We start from the raw sequence: 24,574 nt of genomic DNA, 5'->3' as shown, positions 1-24,574 counted from the left end.
GTACGAGACAAGCCCAATACGCAACAAGGGACTGTCCCTCCGGCCTGAATCGGCCTATTGGGACAGTCCCTTGCGCGCAACCTGCCTATTTATTGCTTCTCTTGCTTTTCCAAGGCACGCCAGATCACCGTTACCGCTTCCGCGCGGGTGGCATGCGCTTGGGGTCTCATCGTATTGTCGGGATAGCCTTCGATCATGCCGTTCTCAATGGCGTCCGCGACCGCTTGCCGGGCCCATGCCGAGATCCGGTCTTGATCGGCGAAGGCCGGATCGGTTTGCGCATGCGCCGCGTTCAGCGCGTTCATCGTCATGACCGCCATCTGCTCGCGCGTGATGCGCTTGTCGGGCTCGAACGTATCCTCGCCAAGCCCCTGAACGATCCCGTTCGCATAAGCCGTCGAGACGGCTTGCCGGGCCCAATGGCCGGCCGTGTCGGCGAATACTTTGTCTCCTTGGTCTGCGAGGCCCAGCGCGCGAACCAGCATCGCGGCGAATTCGGCCCGGGCGATCGAGCGGTCGGGTTTGAACGTGCCGTCCGCATATCCGTTCACCGCCCCTATGGCCGCGAATTTTTCGATGGCCGCTTCCGCCCAGTGGCCCTGCAGATCCGTAAAGCGAACGCCGGGTTCCTCCTTCTTCATCGGTCTGGCGATGACCGCAAAGTCGGTAAAGCGGTCGGTCGTGCCGCTCACGATCCCCTTCTCCCAATCTACGGCGAGATGATCCAACGCTACCCATTCCTTTGTCGCTTCGTTGAACCAGCAGAGCAGGACCTCCGCTTCGTCCTTCCGAATCGTATCGGTGGAGAACTTCAGACTTACGATGACGGCCTTGTCGAATGTCCCCGCCGCATCCTTCGTGAATCGGAACGCTCGGCTAACCAGCCGTTCTCCACCGGATGGAGTCAGATCTTCCGGATGGGCGATCGGCTGAACGGTCACATAGAACGGCTGCTTCATCGCGCCGGCCGGAAAGACGAGCTGCCCCCCGTCGAACGGGATCGTAAGGCCGTCCGCACCTACCAGGTAGGTATTGTCGGGCAGGACGGGACTGCCGCTTCCACTGCCGCCGGAAGAGCCGGAACCGTTCTCGGTCTGCGTGGTCAGACGATAACGCTGCGAAGTCGCGATCCTCTCGTTGCCGGCCTGATCCCGCGCCCGGATTTGCAGGTACCAGTCGCCGTCGGCGCCGCTCTTCGCGAGCGAGGAGCCGTTCGCGAACGTCGCCCAACCGGCGGACGGTGGCGACGGCTCGTTCGTCCAGGCGAACTGCAACGAGGCGGTATCGATGCCGCTGAGCGAATCCGCGGCGGTTGCCGTCGGCGAGGCCGATGCGGCCTCCGCTTCGCTGCCGTTCGGACTAAAGGCGACGGACGGCGGCGTCTTGTCGATCTTGACCGTCCGCTCCAGGGAGATCGTATTGCCCGCCTTGTCCGCGGCCAGGAAGGCGATCGTATGCGCGCCTTCCTCCGCGATCCCGATCGGCGTCTCACTCTCGTAGGCTGTCGCAGCCCCGCCATCGAGCGTATAGGAGAGAGAAGCGATGTCGCTCGTCCCCGCTGCGGCATAGACGCTCACGGTTACGCTGGCATTCGTCCACTCACCGCTCGCATAAGCGCTGCCGTCCGCCTTCGTCAACTTTGGCGTCAGCGTCAGCCCGCTCGTGCCGATCTTCACGGTGCGGCGTTCGATCGCTTCGTTGTTCGCCGTATCGATGGCCTTGATCGCGATCGCATAGACGCCGTCCTCCCGCAAGACGATGTCGGCCGTATAAGGGCTCCAAGTCGCTTCGCCACCCAGCGAATAGGTGACGGAGCCGACGCCGCTCTTATCCGAGGCTGACACGTTCACGGTCACCTGCTGATTCGTCCAAGCGCCGTCTTCGTAGACGCTCCCGTCCGCCGTCGTCATCGTGATCAAGATCCGAGGCGGGGTCCGGTCGGCGAACGCCACCGGCAAATCCTCGAAGCTGCGCAGCGCATTGTTCGCGAGGTCCGTGATCGTACCCCTGCTTCCGTCGTAGGACAAGGCCACCGCTTGACTCTGCTCGAAAGGGACGCCGACGACGAAGGTCAGCGTCTTCGTCCCCGAACCGCCGATACTCGCGATCGCCATGGGGGTTCCGTCCGCGCCGATCGCGACCCCGCTGGCGTCCGGAGCGGTTACCTCTTCGTCGAAGGTCACGACGAGCCGGTCCGGCTGCGCGACGTCCACCTGAGCGCTCTCGACGGTAGGCGGAGCCGCATCCAGTGCGAGATTGGCGGCTATATCCCGCAGGACGGGATAGGCCTTCCCGGCCTGCAAGGTCCAGATCTGCGCGAAATCCCAGGATCCGAACGTGTCGCGCCGCTTCATCTCCGCCGTGGTCCGGGCTTCGCCTTTGCCGTTGCCGGATTGGCCCGTCGTCTCCCGGTCATAGTAGCTAGCGGACTCCGTACCGAAGTTCAGCCTCCCTACCAGCCCGCCGACATCTCCGCTCCCCTTGACGCTGCCGGCGGCATAGGAATGGTCGATGCTGCCGACGTTGCGTCCGACCAGTCCGCCAACATCGTAGCGGCCTTCGACGGGGCCGACGGCGTATGCGTTGCTGATCTTCGCCTGCTGTTCGATCCGTCCTGCGAGCCCGCCGACAAAGTCCGTACCGGTAACGCGGCCGGAGGCATAAGACCGGCTGATCTGGCCGTACTGCATCCCTGCCAACCCGCCGACTTTTTCGCTGCCGGCGACGTTGCCCGTCGCGTAGGATTGGTCGACCACGCTGTAGAATCCCTGCGTACCGACCAGTCCGCCGACATGGATCTGCCCGGCGACGCTGCCGGTCGCATAGGACTTCTCGATGGTGCCGGCGTCGTTGAGCCCGACCAGCCCGCCGACGCCCTCGCTGTCGCTGTTGCCGATCGGAATGCCGGTCACGCTGCCCTCCGCATAAGACTCGCTCACCAAACCACCGCCGGCCAGACGCGTATTGTATCCGACCAGTCCGCCGACATAATTGTGGCCGGTGACGTCGCCGGAGGCATGAGACTTCCTGATGGCGCTATTGTTGCCGTTGGTCCCCACTAACCCGCCGACATATTGGTTGCCGCGGACTGCGGTCGTAGCGTAAGACGTTTCCACCGTACCGGTATTGTTGTAGCCTACCAAGGCGCCGGCATGGTTGTTCCCGGTCACGGAACCCCCTTCCAGTCCGACGCTGCGCACGACTCCGCCTGAACCGACCATGCCGAACAGGCCGACCGGTTCGGCTCCCTGGCGATTGATCGTCAGATTGCGGATAATGCGGTCCTGTCCATCGAATAGGCCGGTGTACGACCAAGTGTAATCTCTGCCCAACGGCGCGAAGCCCGCGCCGGCGATGGACCCGTCCGCGGCCGCGCGCGTCGCCCACATATCGGATGCGCTGTCGTCCGTGAAGGCGGCGCCGAAGTCGATGTCCCGCGCCAATGTGTAATTCGCCGACATATTCATCGCGATCAATTGCAGTTGGTGCGGGTTCCGGATCTCCGCGGACCACTCCGACCGGAGGAACGGCCGGGTCGCGCCGTCGACCATAAACCACGTGCCGCCGAAGTCAAACCCGGCATAGCTGCTCATCCGGAGGGCACCGGCCGTGCCCAAGCCGATGGCGGAGAAGATGCCGCCGGCCCGCAGCGCGCCGGCCCCGATCGGGACCCCGGTCGCTTCCATGTCCCAATAGCCGCCGATGACGGCCCCCGCGTTCTCGTTCAGCCCCACGAGTCCGCCCGTCGACTGATTGCCGCTGACGCGGCCGCTGGCATAGACATTCATGATGGCGGCGCCAAGCAGGTTCCACCCCGCCACCCCGCCGACCTGGGAGCCGCCCGAGACGCGGCCGACGGCGTAGGCGTTGACGATGATGGCGTTGGCGTTCTCGTTGAACCCTGTTAGTCCGCCTACATACGCCTGCCCGCTCACGTCGGCGGCAGAGTAGACGTTGCTGATCATGCCGTCGTCATTCGTCCCCGCGATCCCGCCGACGAAGTTGGTGCCGCCGTTCAGGCGGCCGGTCGTATACGCGTTCGCGATCTCGCCGTTCGCGCTGTATCCCGCGATCCCGCCGACGTGCTGCTTGCCCTTGATGTCGACGTTCTCCAAGCCGACATGATGCACCTTGCCGCCGTCCAGGTAACCGAATAGACCGATAAAGTCCGACTCGGGACTGTTGATCGCGAGCCCCGTGATGAGGTGACCGTTGCCGTCGAAGTCGCCTTTGAACCGTTGATCGAAATTCCCGATCGGCTCAAAGCCTTCCCCGGCGTTCCAGCCGGCGGTATCCGAAGCGTCGATATCCGCCTCCAGCCGATAGGACGCATCCAAGTCATCGCGCACGGCGTTCAGCTGCGCGAGCGTCGTGATCCGATAGGGGTTCCCGGCAGAACCGTCGCCCGGCATGGCGGCGCCCGAATCGGCGAACGCATGAATCGGGATGACGCCGATCGCTAGAAAAAGAGCCATAAAAAGAGAGAAAGAACGTCTCATCCGTGCAAATACCTTCCTTTCCGCATCGATCTCCATCGATAGATACTCGAATTATAGTTGAATTCGCGGCCGATCGAATCTAACCGCGGTTATAGGCTCGGTTATCAAGCATAAACGGCTTCCGCCGTCCTTCGGGATGGCGGAGAAACGTTTATGTCGGAGGTGATTCGGAAATGCGTGTCGTGCAGCTTATAAATTCTGTATGACCAAAAAAGAGAGCAACCGACCCTCGCGGGTTCCGGTCGCTCTCTTTCGTTATTTATCTGCTCCTCGGGTTTCCGTAGCCCGTAGTTCGAGACTCCGAAGATAGCGGGCGATCTTCCGGGTTCTATCTCGCCAAGTAACCGCCGTCGACGGGCACGATCACGCCCGATACGTAATCGGATGCGGCGGACGACAAGAATACGCTGACGCCCGCCAAGTCGTCCGGATTGCCCCAGCGTCCGGCCGGGATGCGCGCGTTGACCTGCGGAAGACGGACGTCGTCATGAAGCAAATCCGTATTCATCTCGGTCGCCATGTAACCCGGAGCGATGGCATTGACTTGCACGCCGCGTCCTGCCCACTCGTTGGACAGCGACTTCGTCAATTGGGCGATGCCCGCCTTGCTGACCGCGTACGCGGAAGCGTTAAAGCCGCCCAGGAAACTGAGCATGGACGCCATGTTGATGATTTTGCCGCTCCCTTGGCCGACCATGATCGCCCCCGCCAAGCGGCAAAGCTGGTACACCGCCGTAATGTTCAACTCCAGCACCTTATCCCAGCTTTCGACCGGAAGGTCGAGGCAAGCTCTGCGATCGTGCATGCCCGCGTTATTAACCAGAATGTCGACCCTTCCGCCCAGCAATCGGACGGATTCCCGAAACCCGCGTTCCAGGTCGTCCCTGTCCATTAGATTTCCTTTGACCGCATGAACGGCCAGACCGCCCTCGGTCAATTCAGCCGCGGTATTCGCCGCCGCGTCGGCGATATCGAGGATCACGACTTCCGCGCCCGCCGTAGCCAGCGCCGTCGCGATGCCCCGACCCAAACCGCGGCCCGCTCCGGTTACGATCGCCTTTTTCCCCGTCAGATCGAATAAATTCAAGTTTGCCATAGTCATTCCGCCGCCCTTTGCTCTCGAATGGTTTACCGACTTGCCGCCCGAGCTTACCGTTGCACGATCATCTTTTTGCGGGTGTAGAACTCCACCCCGTCGCGCCCGTTCGCATGGAGATCGCCGTAGAACGATTTCTTGTAGCCCGAGAACGGAAAGAACGCCATCGGGGCGGGTACGCCGACGTTCACGCCCAGCATGCCCGCGGCGATGGTGTCGCGGAACTCGCGGATCGCGGCGGCGCTGTCGGTGTAGATGCACGCGCCATTGGCGAACTCGGACCGGTTGGCGATCGCGATCGCGTCTTGCAGCGTGTCCGCGCGGACGATCGACAGAACCGGCGCGAAGATCTCGTCGGTCCATATCTTCATACCCGGCTTCACCCGGTCGAAGATCGTCGGCCCGACGAAGTAACCTTCGCCTCGCGCAGCCTCGGCTTCGCGGCCGTCCAGTACCAACTCGGCGCCTTCCGCTTCGCCCCTCTCGATGTAAGACAGCGTGCGCGCTTTATGCGACTCGCGGATGACCGGCCCGAGGAACACGTTCGGCTCCGATCCGTTGCCGATCGAGAGGCCCGAAGCCGACCGATGCAGCGCCTCGACTAGCTTATCCGCTACGTCCCCGACGGCGACGACGACGGAACAGGCCATGCAGCGTTCTCCGGCCGAACCGAACGCGGCGTTCGTGATTTCTTTCACCGCGAGCTCCAGATTGGCGTCCGGCAGGACGATGGAATGGTTCTTGGCTCCGGCCAGCGCCTGCACGCGTTTGCCGTTCGCCGCGCCCGTCTTGTAGACGTATTCCGCGACGGGCTGAGATCCGACGAACGATATGGCGCCCACGCCTTCGTTCGCGAGCAGCTCGTTCACGACGTCGCGCGCGCCGTGAACGATATTGAACACGCCGGCGGGCAAGCCCGCTTCCGCGAGCAGCTCGGCGAGCCGGTTCGCGAGCAGCGGCGTCCGTTCGGACGGCTTCAGCACGAACGTATTGCCGCAAGCGATCGCCAGAGGAAACATCCAGCACGGAACCATCATCGGGAAGTTAAAAGGCGTGATGCCTCCGACGACGCCGATCGGATACCGGTACATGGCGGATTCGATGCCCGTCGCGATATCCGGAAGTACGCTGCCCATCATAAGCGTTGGCGCGCCCGCCGCGAATTCGACGCATTCGATGCCGCGCAGCACTTCCCCGTAGGCTTCTCCGTAGCTCTTGCCGTTCTCGAGCGTGATCAGCCGGGCCAACTCGTCCCAGTGCTCGACCAGAATCTGCTGGTACTTGAACAAAATTCGCGCCCGCTTCGGCACCGGTTCCTTGCGCCATCCGCGCGAGGCTTCCGCAGCCGCCCGCACGGCGACTCTCACGTCTTCGGCCGTCGAATAAGGCACGTACGCCAACGTCTCGCCCGTCGCCGGATTCGGTACGGCTTCCGTCCGGTTAGAAGCCGACGGCACCCACTCGCCGCCGATATAATTGCGTAATGCGTCGATCTGATTCATGGATGGGTTCCCTCCCGAGATAATTGTGATGGCTTATGCTTCCGAATGATTTCGTCGATCTGACTCTTCGCGGGCATCGCGTCGGAACAGCTATGGCTGGAAACGACGATGGAGGCGGACGCGCTGCCGTATTCGAGGCAGCGTTCGACCGCCCATCCCTGCATCAGCCCGTAGATGAACGCCCCCGCGAACGAATCTCCGGCGCCGAACGTCTTGACGACCTGCGCCGGAAACACGCCGGCGCGATAGACGCCTCCACCGCTCTCGAACGCGATCGAACCGTCGCCGCCGTGCTTCACGACGACCAGCTTCGCCCGGTGCGCGAACCATTGCTTGGCCGTGGCGAAGTCTTCCGCCCCCGCGCCTCCGGTTTCTTCCAGCATGTCGAACTCTTCCCGGCCTCCGAGAATGACGTCGCATTGCCCCGCCGCCAGTCGGCAATACGTGTAAATCTCATCTCGGGAAGCCCAGGAATAAGGGCGATAGTCGATATCGAACAACAACACGGCGCCATGCTTGCGCGCCAGCTCGATGACGCGAAACACCGCCTCGCGAGACGGGCTCTTCGCCAGCGCCGTGCCGCTGATCATGACGGCCTTCGCTCGCCGGATGTACGCCTCGTCCATGTCGCCCGGCTCAAGGTTCAGATCGGCGACATGATCTCTGTACATGAGAATGCTGCAATCGGTCGGCGACTTGATCTCGGTAAAAGACAAGCCAGTCACGCTGCCCGGCCGATCGGTCACGACGCGGGAAGCATCGATGCCTTCCGCGCGCAGATATCCCGTTATAAACCGGCCGAAGGCATCGTCCGCCACGCGGCCGATAAATCCGCCGCGCAAGCCCAGACGGGAAGCCGCGATCGTAATGTTCGCGGGAGATCCGCCGACGTATTTCGTAAAGGTTCGCGTCTCCTCCATCGGCCGATTGATTTCGTTCGCGTTCAGATCGATGCAAAGTCGGCCTACGCCGATCAGATCCAAATCCCGATCCGGCCGAAAAACGATTCCGTTCATTGTTGCTTCCTCCTCAAGTCCATATTTGCGCGTTCATCTAAAAAATTTTTTGACGCCCTCTTTTGTCTATCCGTCCGCTTGCTCCGACCCGCAAGTTTTCCGTACGACCAGATCTACCGGCAATACGACATGCCGCCGCTCCGTTTTCGCCTTGCCTATTCGCTTCAACAGCAGCTCCGTCGCTTGCCGTCCCAGCTCGTAGCGCGGAATGCGCACGGTCGTCAGCCGAACGGAACGGAACGCGGCGAGGAACAGATCGTCGAAGCCCATGACGGCAACGTCTTCGGGAACGCGCAGGCCGCGGTCGGCCGCCGCGTCCAGCACGCCCATCGCGCCGATGTCGCTTACGTTGATGATCGCGGTCGGCCTCGTATCCGGGGCCATATCCGCGTATTGAACCATGCGCTCGTAGCTATTCGCGTATTTGGCTTCGCCCGGCAGCACCCATTCCGCGAGCACGTCGATTCCCGCCTCCCGCATCGCCTGCAGGTACCCGGCCACGCGCCGTTCGCTGATCGGCGAACCCGCCACGCCCGAGAGGAACGCGATCCGGCGATGGCCCAGCGCAAGCATGTGACGAGCGGCGAGCATTCCGCCCTCGTAGTTATCCGATTCGATCAGATCCGCGTCCAGTCCCTCCAAACGGCGATGCGCCAGCACGACGGGAAATTCGCGGTCCAGGAGAGATTGCAACAGCTCGCGGTCGGCTTCCAGGGCCGTCGTGACGATCAGCCCATCGATCTTGCCTTCGCGGGCCTGCGACACGGCTTGCCGCATTCGTTCCGGTTGGTCGTTCGTATTGATCATATGCACGGCGTAACCGTATTGCTGGGCGACGTCCTCGCAGGCTTTGGCCAGATCCGGATAGAACGGGTTGGAAATATCCGAGACGATAAGCCCGATCGTCCGGCTCTCCCTTACGCGCAGCCCGCGGGCCGCGGCATTCGGAACGTAGTTCAACTCTTGCACGGCCGCGATCACCCGTTCTCTCTTGTCCGGGCTGACGTACCGGGTATTGTTCAGCACATAGGACACGGTCGCGACGGAAACGCCCGCGTGCCTAGCGATATCTTTGATCGTACTCATCCGAATTGGAATCCTCCGGTCTAATCGATTAGATGCCATACCAGCGAAAGGTCAGCTTCATTGGCCTATCGCCCCTTTCTTCTGTTGATCCCTGTACACTTGCGGGGTTACTCCGTGATGCTTCTTAAAGGCGTAATTAAAAGAGTGCGGACGCTGATAACCGAGCATGGCGGCGATCTCGTACGTCTTCTCGCGGCTGTTCGAGAGCAAGTAAACCGCCTTTTCCATGCGCAATTGCTGAATATAGTCGCTGATGTTCCCGCCGGTCTCGAGCTTGTAGATTTTCGAAATATATACCGGATGCATGTGGACGTGGTCGGCAATGCTCTGCAGCGTCACGTCTTGCGACAAATTCTCGTCGATGAATTTATGGATGGCGCGGATGAGCGCGGAACGGCTGTCCTTCATCTCGCGGTCCCTGTCTTCCGTCAAGCGTTGCAGCACCCGCAACGACCATTCCTGCAAGTGCGGAACGGAACGGAACGGAATGCCGTCCGTCAATTTCCCGTAATCTTCCCCGATCAAGTCTGATAAAGGTTGACCGTTCTTATGCGAAATATACGAGTACGCGGAAGAAACGGCGAAGTACACTTCCAGCAGATGCTCTTGCGAATGAGGGCTGGAAGACTTGTTCCGCAGCTCTTCGAAGATGCGTTCCAGCTTCTCCGCCATGCCGTCCCAGCGGCCGGCTTCCAGCAAATGAATTAGCGTCGGCGGCTCGTACAGGCAGCGGAGCGATTCGACGTCGCCGTCCGCGGCTTCCCCCGCGACCCGCATGAACAAGCCCTGCTCGCTGCCGACCCTCTTGCGCGCCGCCGATACGCAGCCGTCGTAGAGATCGGGCACGTCGCGCGGGAATCGGCCGGACTCGCTCGCTACCACGGAGATGCTTCCCTTCAGGTAGCTTTTCACGGCCGCTTGCAATTGCGATGCCGTCCGCTCGAAGAGCATCGCCCGTTGTCCCGCCTCTACGCGTTCGTCGGCGGCCGCAACGAAAATCAAATAGTCGTGCGCATCCTTCGTATGCCAGAGACGGAACGTTCCGTTGAACAATTCCTCCGCCATGTTGCCGATGGCGTATTCGATCAGCGACTGGCCGCGATAATCGTAATCGGCGAACGTCTCCTCCAACCGGACGAGCAGGAGAAAACAGGGTTGGCCGTACAAGTCCGGCAACGCCAACGCCGACATCTTCTCTCTAAGCGTCTCTTCTTTCCATGCCGCGCCCTGAAGCAACTCGAGCAGCAAATTGCCTTTCAGCAACGGCATATTCTCGTTCAGCGTCCGCGTCAGGTTCCGGACGGATAGAATCTGCTCCCATTCGTCGAACAATTTCCCCCGCAGCTTCGCGACGGCGTCCAATAGCTCTTGCTCCGTCACCGGCTTCAGCAGGTAATCCTCCACCTGATTCTGGATCGCTTCCTTGGCGTACTGAAAATCGGAATAACCGGACAGCAGGACGCATTTCGTCTTGCTCCAATCGCGCCGGATCCGGGCGATGAGATCGAGTCCCGACATCCCCGGCATTTGAATGTCCGTGATGACGATGTCGATAGAGAATTGCTCCATTACGGCCAGCGCTTCGTGACCGGAATAAGCGCGATACACTTGCGCGATTCCGATGCTCTCCCAATCGATCGTCGTCGCCAACCGATCGACCACGTGCGATTCGTCGTCCACGATCAACAGTTGCATCATTCGGCCTCCTCGTCCGGATATTTCGGCGCTTCCTTTTCCTCGTCGCGCGTCCACTTGATCGTCGCGCTGAAGCCGCCCATCGGCAGCTGCTCGAACGTCAAGCCCGATTGCCCGCCGAACCGGTATTGCAGGCGACGGTGCACGTTCCAGGTCCCGCAGCCGATTTCTTCCGACATCGGCTGCGTCAGTTCGGCCTGCAGATCGCGCAGCCGCTCCGGCTCCATGCCGGCCCCGTCGTCCTCCACGAAAATCATATTGTACCGGTCGTCCTGCTTGCCCGTAATCGTAATCATCCCGCCGTCCGGCGACTTCTCGATGCCGTGGACGATCGCGTTCTCCACGATCGGCTGCAAGATCAGCCTCGGCAACTCCAGCGCGAGCATCTTCTCCGGCACGTCGATCTCGAACTGGACGCGGCCCATGCGCAGGCTTTGAATGCTCAGGTAATTGCGAACGAGCCCCAGTTCCTCTTCCAGCGTCGCGGATTGGTTTTCCACCCGCGTCGTATACCGGTAATATTGCGCCAGGTTCTGCGACATTTTCACGACCGACTCCCGATCGTCCATCGCCGCGGAATTGATAATGAAGAACAGCGAATTATACAAAAAGTGCGGGTTGATCTGCGATTGCAGCTGTTTGAGCGTCGCTTCGCGGGATCTTAGCTTCTCCGCGTAAACGTCTTCGATCAGAAGCTGAATCTGGCCCGCCATCTCGTTGAATTGGAAGATGAGATAGTCGAACTCGTTCTTGGCCTGATAACGAATGCGCGCCGAGTAATCTCCCCGCTTGATCCGCTGCACGTTGCCGATCAGTTTCCCGAGCGGCCGCTGCACGTTCCGGTACAGCAGGAACGACGCTCCGACCGCTAGGACGAGCAACAGGCCGATAATGACATAGAAGAAGTTCCGTTGCTCCGTAATCGGCGTGATGACGCTCTGGTAAGGCGTATAATCGATCAGGTACCAGCTCAATTGCTTGGACTTTGCGTAGCTGACCAGATACTGCTCCTCGCCGAGCTTCACGAGCCGCTGTCCGGTATCGGATTCGGTGATCGCATCCCGGTTCAACCGATCGATCAATTGCCGCGTCTTCTCCTCGGACGAAGTACCGTTAAGGATCGGCAGTTCTCCGGGCAAATACAGAAATGGATCGTTGTTCTTGCCGTTCTTGTAAGCGTCCAGCATCGAGGTCAGGTTGCTCGTACCGAATCGCACCCGGAACACGGCGCTGGCCGATTCCTTAACCCTTTCCTTGGCGGGTTCTCCGATCTCGTGAACGAAGTACCGGTCGCCTTTGTCGCCGCCCGCTCTTTCCGCCTGGTAAGTCCAACGCGTATAGACGGGCCCCTTCATCTCCCGATCGGAATCCGTCAAGAAGATATTGGACGATAGGCTCCGCCGCTCTTGGGGCAGGATCACGGATAAGTCGTTCTTCCAGCCGTTCGATACGCTCTGCAGGCTCAGCTTCTCCATAATCCGGTATTCCGCGTTGCGCGCGTCGAACTCCAGAGCCGGACGGCGATCGAGATATTCCCGGATGTACGGATCGTAGCTCAGCAATACCGGAAACATGGAGAGCTGTTCGATATTCGTATCCAACTGATTCATGAGGAACGTCAGCTGGTTCAGGTTCGTCGTCTCGATTTGCTTGCGCACGACTTCCGTGCTCGTGCTCGTGGAAACGCTGTACAAAATCAGGATTGGAAGCAGCAGAAGGAAGAGCAGGAGAACCATTTTGCGAAAAGTATGATGTCTGAACATCCGCTCTCCCCCTTTGGACATAGGACGAGCGCTGCCGTTCCCGAGCCTGCGATCGCGCCCGTCCGCCTATCCGACGGCTTCCCTTATCCTTTGACGGCACCCGCGGAAAGTCCGCTGACCACGTACCGTTGGGCGATCAAGGCTATGACGAGCACGGGAAGGGTAATGATGCAGGCCGCGGCCATTAATCCTCCCCAGTTGATCTCAGCGTAGGACATAAAATTGAATACCGCAATTGGTAACGTTTTCGTCTTATCGCCGGCTAGAATGATAGAGAACATGAAATTGTTCCACGAGAAAATAAAGGATAGCAGCGACGACGTAATGATGCCCGCGCCGGACATCGGCAGCACGATGCGCCGGAACACCTGATGCGGCGAACAACCGTCGATCGCCCCGGCTTCCTCCACCTCGTGCGGAAGCTTCTCGAAGAACGAGATCATGATCCAGACGATAAAAGGCAAACCGACCAGCATATGGCTCAATACGAGCGACACGTAGGAATCTACCAATTTTAACTTCGAGAAAATAATGTACCACGGAATCAGGAACGAAATGCCGGGCACGATTCGGGCGACAAGGATGATGAGCCCGAGACCCTGCAATCTGTATTTGGCGATCGAATAGGCCGCCGGCAATCCGAGCAAGAGCGACAGCAAGGTCGACACGATCGCGACGATCATACTATTCACGATATATTTCAGGAAATCGTATTGCCGAAAGACGTTGACGTAATTATCGGTCGTCGGCGTAAACACGAACGTCTGGTCGTTGGACATAATCTGCGATTGCGTCTTGAAGGACGCGAGCAGCATCCAGACGAACGGGAAGACGAACACAAGCAAGACTAGCACGGTCAATGCCGCCAGAACGAACTTCGTCATTTTCTTCTTATTCATCACGCCGCCTCCAATCGTTTCTTCATCCAGATCAGCAGCAGCGTAAACGCCATGACGATCAGGAAGAAAATAACCAGCAGCGCGGAGGTCGAGCCCATTTTGAAGTATTGGAAGCCGAGCACGTAACCGTAAATATTAAGCGTTTCCGATTTGAAGTTAGGACCGCCTTGCGTCGTGGCATAGATGATATCGAATGTCTTGAGCACGTCTATTAGACGGAGCATCAGAGCAATGATGATCGTCGGCTTGAGCAGCGGCAACGTAATGTGCACGAACTTCTGCCAAGCGGTAGCCCCGTCCACGTCGGCCGATTCGTAAGGATCCACGGGCAGCGTGGACAACCCCGCCATCAGAATAAGCGCGACCATCGGCGTCCATTGCCACACGTCGACCACGATCAAGGACGGAATGACTTGCGTCATGGAAGCGAGAAAGAGCTGCGGCTCGATGCCGATCGTCTTCAGAATCGTATTCGCGGCGCCGATCGTCGGTTCGTAGATCAGCATCCACACGAGGCCCATCGCTACCGGCGTAGCGACCATCGGCAGCAGGAACAACGTTTTGGCGATATTTTTTCCTCTGAAGGAACGGTTGAACAGCACCGCGATCGCGAGACCGAGAACCATCTCGGCGATCAACGCGACAATCGTAAAATAAAACGTATTGAATACGGAGTCCAAAAACCGCTCGTCCTTGAACAGGTCCATATAATTCGCAAGCCCGACGAAAGCCGGAGGCGTAATCGCGGACATGCTCCACTCGTAGAAACTGATCCATACCGTATAAGCGATCGGGAATAGCATCATGACAAGCACGAAAACAAGCGCGGGCAGGATGTACATCCACTTCAAGTTGCGATCGGTCCAATTATAACGCATGCGTATCATCCTTTCCAAAACCGTTTCAAGGGCCATGTTCCGAAATCTATGGCCCTTGAACGGGGGCTCGAGCCCCAAGAAGAGAAAATTACCTTTTGCTGTCCTTGTCGATGATGGCTTGCAGATTGGCGTTCGCTTTATCCGCCGCGCCTTGAACGTCCTTGTCGCCGGTGATCACTCTCATGACCACTTCTCCGACCGCGTCGCGCGCTTCGCCTACGGCCACGACGAGCGGACGATCATGGCCTACGCCGTTCGCGATGGACTCTTTGATGATCGGCACCAGCTCTTCGGGGAACGTCTTCGTCGCTTCCGGGTTGTCCCATACGGAATTCCGGGCGCCGGGATTTCCTTTCTGCTGCGTCTTCAAGACGTTTTCCTTGTTGGTCGCCCATTGGATCAATTCCCACGCGGCGTCTTTGTTTTTCGATCTCTCGTTGATCGACAGCGCCCATGCCGTTACGTTCACCGGCTTGGAACCCGCCGCTCCCGCCGGGAACAACGCGAAGCCGACTTTGTCGCCGATCTTCGATTTCTCCGGGTCGATGGCGTTCGTGTACAAGGAATCCGCATCCGTCAGGAACGCGACTTTACCTTGCGCGAAGATGCCGAACGCTTGCGGCCAAGACATATTGAGCACCCCCGGAGGCCCGGAATCCTTAAGCAGCGTGCCGTACGTCGTCATCGCTTTAACCGCTTCGGGCGTGTTGATGGACGCTTTGCCATCGGTGATGAAGTCTCCGCCCTCGGAGAAGAGGTACGAAGCGAGCTGGGTCACGAGCGGAGAACGTTGACCCCGCGCGACGAAGCCGTACATTTCGGAACCCGGATCGTGCAGCTTCTTCGCCGCGGCGACCAGCTCGTCGAGCGTCTTCGGCACCGGAATGCCCGCTTGCTCCAGCAGATCCTTCCGGTAGTACAGGACGCCGCGCTCCGTAATGATCGGAATGCCGGCAAGCTTGCCGTCGATCGTCGTCGTGTTGACCGCCGACGCGGAGATGTCGGCGAAGTCGTAGTCGGCGTCTTTCTTCGCGTAGTCGTCCAGCGGCGCGATCCAGCCGTTCTTGAAGAAGAGACGACCGTCTTGAAGCGGACGGTACATGAAGACGTCCGGCGTCTCCGAACTCGCGGTGAACTGAACGGTCAGCTTCTGGGTCAGTTGGTCTTCGAAGTAATTTTCGACTTTGACTTTAATGCCCGTTGCGGCCTCGAATTCCGGCAGAAGCGGCGTGATCGCTTCCGACCATGGATGGTTGGCCGTAACCAGCGTGACCGTCTGGCCCGCGAACGGCTTGTCCGATGCCGCCGGCGCGGAGCCGGAGGCCGTGCTTGCCGGAGACGACGCCGCGGGAGCGTCATTGCCGCCGCACCCGGCGAGAATGCTAGCGGTTACAAGAATCGCAGTGCCGGTACCGATTAATTTCTTTTTCATAGAAGCTGAACCCCCTAAGAGAGTGTACGTGTTTTACAATCTCATCATATAGGCACGGACGAAGACGGGATATAACCGAGATTTAACTTCGATAACGAATCCTTAATGACTTTTCCCGGAGGACAGACATTGCCGATAGAGCGAATTCATCGCTTCCGCGACGGCCGCAGGGGAGATGGAATCTCCCGCGGCGCGACGCTTGATCGCCCCGTGCAAGACGATTCCGGCCTTCTCCTGGAATTCCGGGAAAGCCTTGTTGCGCGGCCGCATATAGCTGAGCTCCATCGTACGCAGCGTACTCTCGAAAAAGCCGCCGCACCTCTCGTTCGCTTCCGCGTCCCGCCACGCGGCGGCATGGCCCGGCTGACCGCCGTTCTCGACGTAAAGCGTGCGCTGCACGTCGCCGCTTGCCGCGAACATGGCGAATTCGACCGCGAGCGGTACATGCGACGATAAAGCCGACACCGCGATGCCGACGCCGCCGAGCAAGCTGCCGCGGGGCTCGCGGGAAATCGCCGGAATATCGGCGAACCGGAGAAGACTTGCCGCGAAGCCCGGTCTGGCGTAGTTCGTATACCCGAACGCGCATGGAACGTAAGCGATCTCGTCTCCGGACGCCATCCGATCGTACAGTTGAATCGGATTGCTGTCCAGCGAAGACGGATGCAGATACGGCAGCAGTTCGAAGATCAGATCGATCGCCGCTTCGCCGACGGAGCTCTCTATTCCGCCTGATTCATCGAAGAAGCGCGGTCCGTCGATGCCGGCGCATAAGCTCAAGAAACTGCACATGGCGTCGGTAGGGCAGAGAGGCCACCCTACTCGGCTTCCGGAAGCGCCGGCCGACCTCTTGGCCAGGTCTAGCGCGTGCCGCCACGTGCGCGGCACGTCCCGCTCGTTCATCAAGTCGGGCCGATAGGACGCGACCTGGGCGGCGGCGTCGACCGCGAGCGCCCATTGCCGCTCATCCCACCGGTAGCTGACGTGGCTCGGTCCTACCGAGTTCTCCTCTTGATCCCGCAGATAAGAGGCGGGAATATTCTCGTCGAGCGGCACGAGTACGTTCTGGCTCGCGCTGATGCCGACATGCGGGTGATCGATCAGCAAGATGTCGTATTCTCTCGCGAGCCGGTCCACGGGATAGTCCCCGAAGTCTTTTAAGGAACGGCGATCCCACGAGATCTCTACCCCCGGATGCGATTCGCGGAACTTCTCCGTCGCCGCCGTTAGCGGCGCATAACCTCTGACATGGTTCCACGTCATGCCTCTTAGCTTCACCATCGATCGATTCCTCCGTTCGGCCGATTACAGAACGCCGTCGCGTTGCATGCCGGCAATCTCTTCGTCCGAATAGCCGAGTTCCCGCAAAATTTCCTCGTTGTGTTCCCCGATCCGCGGCGGATGGCGCCCGATCTCCCCGGGCGTCTCGCTGAATTTCACGGGAATGTTGACCGTCCGTACCGTCCCTGCGGTCGGATGCTCGTAGGAGGCGAATGCTCCAAGATGGATCGCTTGCGGATCTTGTTCGGCTTCCAGGTGGTTTTTGACTTCGGATACCCACATGTCCCGCTCCAGCATTTTCTCTACCCAATACGCCGTCGTATTCATCACCACGCTCGCTTGAATGCGGAAAAACACTTCGTCGCGCTTATCGTAGAGCGTCCGAGGGTCGTCGTAAGCGTTCAAGCCCTCGTCTTCGAGCACTTCGGCAAGTACCGGAATCGGGTTAACGGAGATGCACATGTATCCGTCGGACGTGCGGTAAATGCCGAACGGCGCCGATTGCCCCGGGTGGGCGATGCCGGAATGGGGGCGATCGAACAGCTTGCCCGAATTGAGCGTAACGGCGAACTCCTGCAACTGATGGGTCAGCAAACATTGATACAGGTTGATCTCCAGCTTCTGCCCTTTGCCGGTTTTCTCCCTGTAGTACAAAGCCGACAGCAGCCCGTATACGATGTTGTACGCGCCGAGCTGATCGGCGATTCCCGTGCCCAGCGGGATCGGCGGATCTTCCTGGCGTCCCGTCAACGTCGTCAAGCCGCTCAGCGACTGGATCATCAAATCCTGGCCGGGACGATCGGCGTAAGGGCCGTCCTGCCCGTAACCCGTGCTGGAGCAGTAGATGATCCGCGGATTGATTTTCTTAAGATCCTCGTACCCGAACCCGAGCTTCTGCATGACCCCGGGACGGAAGTTCTCCACCACGATGTCGCATTCCGCCGCCAGCTTGTAGATAATTTCTTTCGTCGCGGCCGCTTTAAGGTCCAAAGCCAGAGACCGCTTATTCCGGTTAAAAGCCAAATAACAAGGCGATTCGGTTCCGCCGACCCAATATTTCAGAAACGTCCAGGCCCGGTAGCTGTCCCCGGTGCCTTTGCGTTCGACCTTGATCACGTCCGCGCCGAGGTCCCCGAACATTTGCGTAGCGAACGGTCCTTGCAGCAAATGCGTAAAATCCAAAATCTTAACGCCCGCAAGCGCTTTGTCCATCATCGTTCATCCTCCTCCTCTTTCCTCCGCCGCGCGCAAGGAAGCGGCTATTTGCCGGTAAACTTGGGCGTCCTTTTCTCCGAGAAAGCCGCGATGCCTTCTTTGCCGTCCGCGCTATGGAACAGGTTGGCGAGATAAGACCGGTCGTACGCTTGCGCGGTTTCGAGACTGGCGTCCCGGCCTTCGTGGATCAGCCTCTTTAACGCCTGAACGGCCAACGGCGCCTGATCCGCGATCGTTCGCGCGAACGCCGTCGCGGTTTCGAGCAGCTTGTCCGGCTCCGTTACTTGATTGACGAACCCCAGCGCCTTACCTTCCTCCGCGGTCACGAACCGTCCGGTCATCGTCAATTCCCTGGCCACGAACGGACCGACGATCCGCGCGATTTTCTGCACGCCTCCTCCTCCGGGGACGAGCCCCAGCTTCACTTCCGGCAGCCCGAACTTCGCCTTCTCCGAAGCGATGACCAGATCGCAGGAAAGCGCGAGCTCGAATCCCCCGCCTAGCGCGTACCCGTTAACGGCAGCGATGACGGGTTGCGGGCAGCTTTCGACGGCGCGGTACAGGCTGCGCCCCTTCTGCTGAAAAGCGAAAAACCGACCGACGTCGAAGCCGTTGTATCCCTCGATATCCGCCCCGGCCATAAACCCTTTGCCCGTGCCGGTCAGGACGACCGCCCGGATATCGTTCCGCTCTTGAAGGCGCTGGAAGCAGTCCGTCAATTCGGCCATCAAGTCGTCGTTCATCGCGTTCAGTTTCTCTTCCCGCCGAATGATCGCGAGAAGCACGCCTTCCCGCTCTTCCTGCTGCAAGTACTTAGAAGAAGTCCCCATTCCGACAACCCCTCTCGTTGAACGGTAATCGTCTTACCCCCTCATCATAAGGTCGGGGGTAGAGAGAATATATAACCGATATTTAACTTCGATAACGAAACGTTAGACGAATTCGGTTAGCCGACGGCTTCGGCGCGGTCCATGCCAAAATACCTTGAAGCACCGACGGACGGCGCATCAAGGTCACAATTGCGGATTCGGATATACTCGCTGACACCCCGACTTGGCGGGCGAAAAAAAGAGACCCGCCGCTTCGGCGAGTCTCCCTCGAATTCCTTGATATTACCGTCTAACCCTGCAGTTCCTTGCCGCGCTTGATCGCTTCCACCCGGTTGTTCGCTTGCAGCTTGCTGTAGATCCGGTTAATATGCGCCTTCAGGGTACCCATGCCGATGCCGAGCGTCTCGGCGATCGCCGCGTTGTCCAGCCCTTCCTCCATATGGCGGAATATCGCGTGCTCCCGCGGCGTCAGCAGCGTCTCCAGCGCGGCGACTGCATTCATCGGCGAGACGGTCGCTCCGCCGTAGCCGGACAGAATCTTGCGTACATAGGCGAGCTGCGGCGCGTGCTTGTCCCGAATGTTGCCCTTCTGCCGCTGCTGGACATAGTCCGCGAGCAGCGCCGCGATCGGCTGGCCTTTGTCGATGAAGACCCGGGTGTAGTCGTCCGGTTGCGCGTACTTGAGCGCCTCTTCGAGCTTCAACATCGCTTGCTCCTGCCTGCCCGCCGCCCGCAGCATCATCGCCTGGAGCACTAGCAGCTCCAGGGCGTCCATCGGGCGATGGCCCTTGACCGCGATGAGGAGCAGCCTCTCCGCGAGCGACCATGCCTCCCGGCCGCGGTCGGTCTCCATCAGCACGCGGACAAGGAAATTGTACGCGAACAACTGATAGACGGACACCGGATCATCCGGCGTGAGCCTGTAGCGCTCCTCCCATTCGACGGCCGCGGACGCGTCTCCCGCATCCAGCTGCAGCGCGGCCGCCTCCGCATCGAGCAGTATGGACGCGTTCTCGGCCCCGTCTTCCGACGCTCTCTTGCCGGCCTCTTCCAGCCACTTTTCCGCTTGTGCGACGTCCTGCCCGGCTCTGCTGATGCGCGACAGGAACAGGCTCGCGGGGACATAGACCTTCTCCGGTTGATAGTGCGCCTGGCTCCGACCTTGCAGCCCCAGCTTCAGGTAATGCTCTGCTTCCTCCAGCTCCCCCCGCTCGTACAGCAATTCTCCGTAGCACACAAGGACCGAATCGTGCAGTCCCATCTGCCGCATGAAGTCGATCATGCTATGGAAGAAGTCGTCCGAGAGGCCTCGGGGCAGGTGCTTGCCTCTCTTGCCGTTGTACGATCGATAGATGGAGGGACAGAGCGGCATCTGCGGGGACGCGAAGATCAGATCCGTCCCTGCCGGGCTATGCTGCAGCGAGAGACGGATGTATGCCAGGCCCTTGACCATGTCCATCTCGTATTGGGTCGCTTTGAAGTTCCTCACAAAATACAGGTAGCCCAAATAGCGGTTCTGCTCTTCCGGCGTCCAGCTTGCCGATGAAGTCTCGTAATGCCGCTCGGCCAGCCGCAGATGCCGTTCCGCCGGATCGAGATCATGCGCCCACAGCAAGGACAAAATATACGAGAAGTAGAGATAGGGGTGCTCCATGAGCAGTTGCTGGGGGATGGCCGACAACCAGACCCTCAGCGTCGAGAACTCCCTGCGGATCATCATGCTCCGCATCTCTTCGAGCAAACGCACGGCCTCGGCATAGCACGCTCCGGCCATGTAGTAGTCCACCGCTTCTTCGAGCAGCTCCTGCGATTCGCACCAAGCGGCGGCCGCTTGGAACAGCGCGTTCGTCCGGCCGGGATCACGGCGTCTCTGCTGTTTCTGCAGAAATTCGCCGAACAGATGGTGGAACCTGTACCAAATCTTGTCCTCGTCCAACGGAATAAGGAACAAGTTGATCCGGGCCAGCTCCGCCAGCCTCTCCGCCCCCTTCTCGCCGGACACCGCTTCGCATAGCGGTCCGTTCATCCGCCGAAGGATAGACACGTCCATTAGAAATCGCCGCGTAGGCTCGTCCAGCGATTCAAACACTTCCTCCAGCAAAAAGGACTCGACCCGTTCGCCGCCGGAATGTCCGCGCGCAAGCGCCGCCGTCCGCCCGCTGTCCCGCAAAGACAAAGAGATCAGCTTCAGCCCCGTCACCCAGCCCTCGGTCTCGGACAGGAACCGTTCAATCTGATCTCTACGCAGCTCCCGCTCCGCAAAGATCCGGAAGAACGCCACGGTCTCCTGCAGATCGAAGCGCAATTGCTCCTCGCGCATCTCCTGAATCCAACCCCGGCTGATCCATCTCGCCTTCGCGAACCCTGCGGCGGCGGTGCGGCTGGCGAAGCAAAGATGCGCCGGCGCCGGCAAATACTCCAGGAAATAGGAGACGGAAGCGATGATATCCGGATCGCGAACGACATGCCAATCGTCGAGCACGAGGACCAGCGGTTCTCGCAAACCGTTCAGCTCGTTCAGCAGCGCGACGAGGAACGGTTCGTACAGGCCGGGAACCAGCGTCGCGGCTGCCGCATAGAGAGCGTCGGACAAGCTGCCGATCGCCCGCGCGAGGGCTTTCGTTACGTAGTTCCAGAACCGGATCAGATCGTTATCCTTGTCGTCCAGCGACAACCACCCGACAGGCGCATCCAACTGTCTCGCCCAATCGCCGACCAGCGTCGTCTTGCCGTAACCGGCCGGTGCCGCGATGAATGTCGCTTTACGGGGCAATCCCTCGTTCAACCGGGCGATCAGGCGCGGACGGGGCACGGAAGGGGCATGCGACGGAGGAATCGTCAGTTTCGATAAGAGCAGGGATTGATTGTCGCGTCTCTCGTTTAACATGGGCGCCATCCTTTCCGAGTGCCCCTGGGCCGCATTCTTTGTCGGAACTTTAACATACAACGCGAATCCCGACAAGACCCTAGTCCATTCCGCCACGCGCTCCCCGTCGAACGGGAACCTTGCGCGTATCGCGGGGTGACATTCGGCGCATACGGATCGACGAACCTTCATATAGATGGCAATATCAGCGCTGTGGATTGTCTACATGCCATCTTTATCCCCATTAAGCAACTTCGTCTAGGAGGGATTCGGGCAATGGATAAGGTTCACAACAACCTGCTGCAAGCGATCGAGACCAACTGGCTCAGCTTCGTCATCTCCATCGTCGTCTTCGGGATTCTGTACTACCTGGCCCGCAAACGTCTCGGCTTCGGCACGCGCGTGCTGATCGGGCTCGGTCTCGGGGTGGTCGTGGGCATCGTCATTCAGAACTGGGACGTGGAGACCAAGGGCATCACCACGTTCGGCAGCATCTACGTGAGCTTGATCCGCATGCTGGTCGTCCCGCTCGTGTTCGTACTCGTACTGAACAGCATCGCCTCGCTCACGAATCTGGAGGCGCTGCGCAAGATCGGACTCAAGACGTTCGCCTGGTTCCTCGGCACGACCGGCGTCGCCTCGATCATCGGTCTGCTGATCGCGCTGTTGTTCAACCCCGGCTCGGGCATCAAGCAGGCCGTGCCGGAAGGCTTCCAGGCGCGCGAGATCCCGACGTTCTCCGACGTGATCTTGAGCCTGGTGCCTTCCAACCCGGTCAACGAAGCGGCGCAAGGCCAAGTGGTGCCGCTCCTGATCTTCGCGATCTTCCTGGCGGTCGCGATCATCAAGGTCGGCTCCAAGAAGCCTGAGGCCGTGCGGCCCGTGCGCAACCTCATCGACTCGCTGACCCAAGTGCTGCATCAGGTCGTCAAGTTCGTCATTCGCCTGACTCCGTACGGCGTGTTCGCGCTGATCGCCGGCATCACGGCCAAATACGGGTGGGATACGCTGCAGGAGCTCGGCAGCGTCATCGTAACTTCGTACGTCGCGCTGATCCTCCACTTCGTGATCGTCTTCGGCGGCCTCGTCTGGCTGGTCGCGAAGGTGAATCCGCTCCGGTTCTTCCGCAAGATCTATCCGACGATCGCGGTCGCGTTCACGACGCGGAGCAGCTACGCGACGCTGCCCGTCAACCTGGAAGTGATCACGAAGCGCCTGCACGTGTCTCCGCGGATCGCCAGCTTCGTGGCGCCGCTCGGCGCCTCCGTGAACTTCAACGGCTGCGGCGGCGTCTGGCCGGCGATCGTCGCGATCTTCACGGCGGAGGTGTACGGAATCAACCTCACCTTCACCGACTATCTGCTCCTCGTGGCGATCAGCATCATCTCTTCGATCGGCGTCGCGGGCGTGCCTGGACCGGCCACCATCTCGACGACGGTCGTCCTCACCGCGCTCGGCCTGCCGCTCGAAGGCATGGCGATCGTCGCGGGCGTCGAAGCGCTCATCGATATGGGCCGCACGGCCGTCAACGCGACCGGCACGACGGTCACGTCCCTCCTCGTCGCCAAGTCCGAAGGCGAATTCGACCGCGCGGCATTCGAGCGGGAGGAAGAGGACGAAGCGATCTTGAATCCGGCTTAAGCCGGGGAAGCCTAAACAGCCTCAGAACCCGCCATTCGGCGGCGTCTGAGGCTCTTTTTCGCGCATCGCACTATTTTAACGTTTGCAGGATTTGAACGATTTCCTTCTCCGCCGCGGAATCGTCCGCCGCAATCAGATGCTCCGGCTTGAACAGCTGATACTTCTTCAACTGGTAGTAATCCATCAGGGCCTGCTTCAACGTAAGGTCGTATTGTATGGCAAAGGACGGATCCATGATCTGTCTTAACGTCGCATCGTCCTGAACCATAAAGATCGCGGCGTTCATCTTGTTGAATACGCCCCGCGCCATCCCTTCCTCAAAGAACGACTGCAAGGCCTGATTGCGTTTCTGCTGAGCCGTGAGCAGGTTCTCCCACAAGGAAGGATAGCTTTCTTTGAGATCCTGCAGGAACAGATCGCTGACGTAGACCACGCACTTCAGAGAAGTCTCGTAGATCTTCAGGAATCGTTCCGCGAACGGGATCGTGTCGTCCTGAACGGCGGCATCCGCTTCAAGCAGATAATCGCTATAATGCCCGACGACCATTTGAATAATATCGTCGCGCGACGAGAAATGCTTGTATAACGTCACCTTGCTGATATCCATATGCTTGGCGATGTCGTCCATCTTGAGTTGGCTGAATTTATTTTTTCGCAGGACGGGCTTTATCTTCTCGATATACTTCAAGCTGCCCATCGTATTTGCCATCTTAGAAACCCTCCCAAAACCTCTCTAGCCATTATATCCCCCGCAGCCCTCGAAAGTAAACGAAACTAATGAAAGTAATGATATTTACTAATTTAATTAAATTTGTTTACTTTGTAACTTTTTCATTGTATACTTCATCCATATCCTAGATCAGAGGAGGAAAATG

General features: G+C 59.5%; 16 protein-coding genes. 1 reads left to right on the top strand and 15 read right to left on the bottom strand.

The genetic code is table 11. From position 1 onward, the window contains the following. Positions 1-89: 89 nt before the first annotated feature. From H7C19_RS07130 to H7C19_RS07065, 14 genes are all read right to left on the bottom strand, one after another. Positions 90-4,475 (bottom strand): GLUG motif-containing protein, encoded by a 4,386-nt coding sequence (locus tag H7C19_RS07130; protein WP_221469082.1) that lies wholly within the window; start codon positions 4,473-4,475, stop codon positions 90-92. A 352-nt stretch (positions 4,476-4,827) separates the two neighbouring features. Then, entirely contained in the window at positions 4,828-5,595 is a 768-nt protein-coding gene (locus H7C19_RS07125; protein ID WP_185141882.1) for an SDR family oxidoreductase, read from the bottom strand. Positions 5,596-5,648: 53 nt separating this feature from the next. Continuing rightward, positions 5,649-7,097: a CoA-acylating methylmalonate-semialdehyde dehydrogenase gene (locus tag H7C19_RS07120; protein WP_185141881.1), complete on the bottom strand. Its 1,449-nt coding sequence runs from the start codon at positions 7,095-7,097 to the stop codon at positions 5,649-5,651. Further along, positions 7,094-8,113 (bottom strand): 5-dehydro-2-deoxygluconokinase, encoded by a 1,020-nt coding sequence (gene iolC / locus H7C19_RS07115; RefSeq protein WP_185141880.1) that lies wholly within the window; start codon positions 8,111-8,113, stop codon positions 7,094-7,096. Before iolC ends, H7C19_RS07120 begins: the two co-directional genes overlap by 4 nt. Positions 8,114-8,179: 66 nt before the next feature. After that, positions 8,180-9,199 (bottom strand): LacI family DNA-binding transcriptional regulator, encoded by a 1,020-nt coding sequence (locus H7C19_RS07110; RefSeq protein ID WP_185141879.1) that lies wholly within the window; start codon positions 9,197-9,199, stop codon positions 8,180-8,182. 57 nt (positions 9,200-9,256) lie between these two features. Further along, a complete protein-coding gene (locus H7C19_RS07105; protein ID WP_246469335.1) occupies positions 9,257-10,894 on the bottom strand; it encodes a response regulator transcription factor in 1,638 nt (545 codons plus the stop codon). Then, the gene (locus H7C19_RS07100; protein ID WP_185141877.1) at positions 10,894-12,657 is read right to left on the bottom strand and encodes a sensor histidine kinase; all 1,764 of its coding nucleotides are present in this window, start codon (positions 12,655-12,657) and stop codon (positions 10,894-10,896) included. Before H7C19_RS07100 ends, H7C19_RS07105 begins: the two co-directional genes overlap by 1 nt. Before the next feature lie 83 nt (positions 12,658-12,740). Further along, on the bottom strand, positions 12,741-13,556 hold the full coding sequence (locus H7C19_RS07095) for a carbohydrate ABC transporter permease (protein WP_185141876.1): 816 nt from the start codon (positions 13,554-13,556) through the stop codon (positions 12,741-12,743). After that, positions 13,556-14,434: a carbohydrate ABC transporter permease gene (locus H7C19_RS07090; RefSeq protein ID WP_185141875.1), complete on the bottom strand. Its 879-nt coding sequence runs from the start codon at positions 14,432-14,434 to the stop codon at positions 13,556-13,558. Before H7C19_RS07090 ends, H7C19_RS07095 begins: the two co-directional genes overlap by 1 nt. A gap of 88 nt (positions 14,435-14,522) precedes the next feature. Next, positions 14,523-15,866, bottom strand: coding sequence for an ABC transporter substrate-binding protein (locus H7C19_RS07085; protein WP_185141874.1), 1,344 nt, complete (start codon positions 15,864-15,866; stop codon positions 14,523-14,525). A 102-nt stretch (positions 15,867-15,968) separates the two neighbouring features. Continuing rightward, a complete protein-coding gene (locus tag H7C19_RS07080) occupies positions 15,969-17,147 on the bottom strand; it encodes an ABC transporter substrate-binding protein (RefSeq protein WP_185141873.1) in 1,179 nt (392 codons plus the stop codon). A 24-nt stretch (positions 17,148-17,171) separates the two neighbouring features. Continuing rightward, positions 17,172-18,362: a CaiB/BaiF CoA transferase family protein gene (locus H7C19_RS07075; protein WP_221469081.1), complete on the bottom strand. Its 1,191-nt coding sequence runs from the start codon at positions 18,360-18,362 to the stop codon at positions 17,172-17,174. A 44-nt stretch (positions 18,363-18,406) separates the two neighbouring features. Next, positions 18,407-19,192, bottom strand: a complete 786-nt coding sequence (locus H7C19_RS07070) for an enoyl-CoA hydratase/isomerase family protein (protein WP_185141872.1) — start codon at positions 19,190-19,192, stop codon at positions 18,407-18,409. Between the two features lie 289 nt (positions 19,193-19,481). Then, positions 19,482-22,079, bottom strand: a complete 2,598-nt coding sequence (locus H7C19_RS07065; protein ID WP_185141871.1) for a winged helix-turn-helix domain-containing protein — start codon at positions 22,077-22,079, stop codon at positions 19,482-19,484. A 255-nt stretch (positions 22,080-22,334) separates the two neighbouring features. On the opposite strand from H7C19_RS07065, the gene H7C19_RS07060 reads away from it, so the two are divergent. After that, the gene (locus tag H7C19_RS07060) at positions 22,335-23,699 is read left to right on the top strand and encodes a dicarboxylate/amino acid:cation symporter (RefSeq protein WP_185141870.1); all 1,365 of its coding nucleotides are present in this window, start codon (positions 22,335-22,337) and stop codon (positions 23,697-23,699) included. Positions 23,700-23,769: 70 nt separating this feature from the next. On the opposite strand, the gene H7C19_RS07055 is transcribed toward H7C19_RS07060, so the two are convergent. Next, positions 23,770-24,408 carry a TetR/AcrR family transcriptional regulator gene (locus H7C19_RS07055; protein WP_185141869.1) on the bottom strand — a complete coding sequence of 213 codons (639 nt, stop codon included), beginning with the start codon at positions 24,406-24,408 and terminating at the stop codon, positions 23,770-23,772. Positions 24,409-24,574: the final 166 nt, after the last annotated feature.

This window comes from Cohnella nanjingensis (assembly GCF_014212125.1).
Lineage (GTDB): Bacteria > Bacillota > Bacilli > Paenibacillales > Paenibacillaceae > Cohnella > Cohnella nanjingensis.
The sequence above is the reverse complement of the archived record's forward strand: the minus strand, read 5'-3'. Positions and strand labels throughout refer to the sequence as shown.

Coding starts and splice junctions, on each gene's coding strand:
- H7C19_RS07130 (WP_221469082.1), bottom strand. CDS start 4,475: ATGGCTCTTTTTCTAGCGATCGGCGTCATCCCGATTCATGCGTTCGCC.
- H7C19_RS07125 (WP_185141882.1), bottom strand. CDS start 5,595: ATGGCAAACTTGAATTTATTCGATCTGACGGGGAAAAAGGCGATCGTA.
- H7C19_RS07120 (WP_185141881.1), bottom strand. CDS start 7,097: ATGAATCAGATCGACGCATTACGCAATTATATCGGCGGCGAGTGGGTG.
- iolC (WP_185141880.1), bottom strand. CDS start 8,113: ATGAACGGAATCGTTTTTCGGCCGGATCGGGATTTGGATCTGATCGGC.
- H7C19_RS07110 (WP_185141879.1), bottom strand. CDS start 9,199: ATGAGTACGATCAAAGATATCGCTAGGCACGCGGGCGTTTCCGTCGCG.
- H7C19_RS07105 (WP_246469335.1), bottom strand. CDS start 10,894: ATGCAACTGTTGATCGTGGACGACGAATCGCACGTGGTCGATCGGTTG.
- H7C19_RS07100 (WP_185141877.1), bottom strand. CDS start 12,657: ATGTTCAGACATCATACTTTTCGCAAAATGGTTCTCCTGCTCTTCCTT.
- H7C19_RS07095 (WP_185141876.1), bottom strand. CDS start 13,556: ATGAATAAGAAGAAAATGACGAAGTTCGTTCTGGCGGCATTGACCGTG.
- H7C19_RS07090 (WP_185141875.1), bottom strand. CDS start 14,434: ATGCGTTATAATTGGACCGATCGCAACTTGAAGTGGATGTACATCCTG.
- H7C19_RS07085 (WP_185141874.1), bottom strand. CDS start 15,866: ATGAAAAAGAAATTAATCGGTACCGGCACTGCGATTCTTGTAACCGCT.
- H7C19_RS07080 (WP_185141873.1), bottom strand. CDS start 17,147: ATGGTGAAGCTAAGAGGCATGACGTGGAACCATGTCAGAGGTTATGCG.
- H7C19_RS07075 (WP_221469081.1), bottom strand. CDS start 18,362: ATGATGGACAAAGCGCTTGCGGGCGTTAAGATTTTGGATTTTACGCAT.
- H7C19_RS07070 (WP_185141872.1), bottom strand. CDS start 19,192: ATGGGGACTTCTTCTAAGTACTTGCAGCAGGAAGAGCGGGAAGGCGTG.
- H7C19_RS07065 (WP_185141871.1), bottom strand. CDS start 22,079: ATGTTAAACGAGAGACGCGACAATCAATCCCTGCTCTTATCGAAACTG.
- H7C19_RS07060 (WP_185141870.1), top strand. CDS start 22,335: ATGGATAAGGTTCACAACAACCTGCTGCAAGCGATCGAGACCAACTGG.
- H7C19_RS07055 (WP_185141869.1), bottom strand. CDS start 24,408: ATGGCAAATACGATGGGCAGCTTGAAGTATATCGAGAAGATAAAGCCC.